The organism is Pseudomonas sp. DCB_BI, from assembly GCF_026240995.1.
GTDB lineage: Bacteria > Pseudomonadota > Gammaproteobacteria > Pseudomonadales > Pseudomonadaceae > Aquipseudomonas.
Genome location: NZ_JAPFCG010000052.1, coordinates 1 through 1293 on the forward strand (window position 1 = coordinate 1; position 1293 = coordinate 1293).

Annotated in this window: 1 protein-coding gene; it reads right to left on the reverse strand. The window is 55.8% G+C overall.

What is annotated here, in order from left to right:
- Positions 1–990 (reverse strand): IS110 family transposase (locus tag OO258_RS27240; RefSeq protein WP_266034982.1); only part of this gene is annotated, 990 nt, incomplete at its 3' end.
- Positions 991–1293 lie beyond the last annotated feature (303 nt).

Below are 1293 nucleotides of genomic sequence, written 5' to 3' on the forward strand. Positions count from 1 at the left end.
TTTTTTGAGGTGCTCAGCGCTGAACAGCTTGGCCGTATCAAAGGGCTCATCGCCACGCATGCATGCCCAGGCACCTGTCAGGTATTTACGCATGACGGCGGCGATAGCCTGCATTTTCTTCTTCCCTCTGCTGAGCAACGATTCGTAAAAGCCCTTCGCGTAGGGGTCATAGCGGATCGCCGTCAACGCTGGCATATACATCGCTGCTCGCAGGTAGGCATTTCCACTTTTTCCGAGTCGACCAGGCTTATCAATGCTTGTACCTGACTGCGTCTGTCGAACGTCGAGACCGGCATGGCGGCTTACCTGCGAAGACTTGAGCATTTCAGGTAATGTCGTGAGCTCAGCCAAAATGGCTAGTACAGACACCTCTCCCATGCCAGGAGCGGCAATTAGTTGTTGGTACTGCCGACTAAGCATTTGGCATTGAGCAATCAAGTCATGGCCAGCCTTACGAAATCGCTCAATACGCTTGTCCAATGAGGCTATCGCCTCTTCTTCGTCTTCGATCAGCATGGCGATGGTCGTGTTGGTCGCCCGCAACGCATGCAACTCATTTTTCGCCCTTGTTCGGTGGCCAACCAGACGATTGATATGCCGCCCGATAGCCCGGAGCTCAAGCTGGGCAGGGCTTGGAGGGGTCCATAAGCGTGGTGTCATTCGCTCGGCATACTCGGAAAGCAGCTGGGCATCAATCGCATCAGTTTTGCTGTTCACCAGCATTAGCTTGGCGAAATTGTGAAAGCTCTTGGGGTTGATTACCGAGACAGGGAGGTCAGCGGCGTGCAGGTCGATGGCCAAATCCAGGTAATAGATACCGGTCGCTTCCATCACGATGGCTTTGGGCTTGAGCGATTGGAGCTTCTTAACCGCAGCTTTACGTCCGGCTGGTGTCTGGGCGATCTCCCACTGACCAGCAGGGCGCCCATCTTTGCGCACCCCGGCGATTGAAGTGCGCGAACCGATATCCAGGCCAACGAAGACACTCATCCTTCCCACTCCCCAGCAACATAGGTAACAATGGCCTCCGGTTCCCCGACCTCGAACTTCATGCCGCTGCAACCTTGTAATGCGAAGTCCGACTTGTCGGCTTCTCGATACTCTTCGTGGTGGGCAATGAGGCGGGGGACCTCTCTACGTACAAGGTCAGGGCAATCCCTGCCTTCAGGAGCGATCGGTCTCCCCGGAAGTGCTTCTTGAACCTGACGAGAATAACCTCTCTGGCCAGGTCAGACACAACATACAAGGAGCGAGCGCAGCTCGCGATGCGCCGCGCGGGCGGCGCTCGATCTC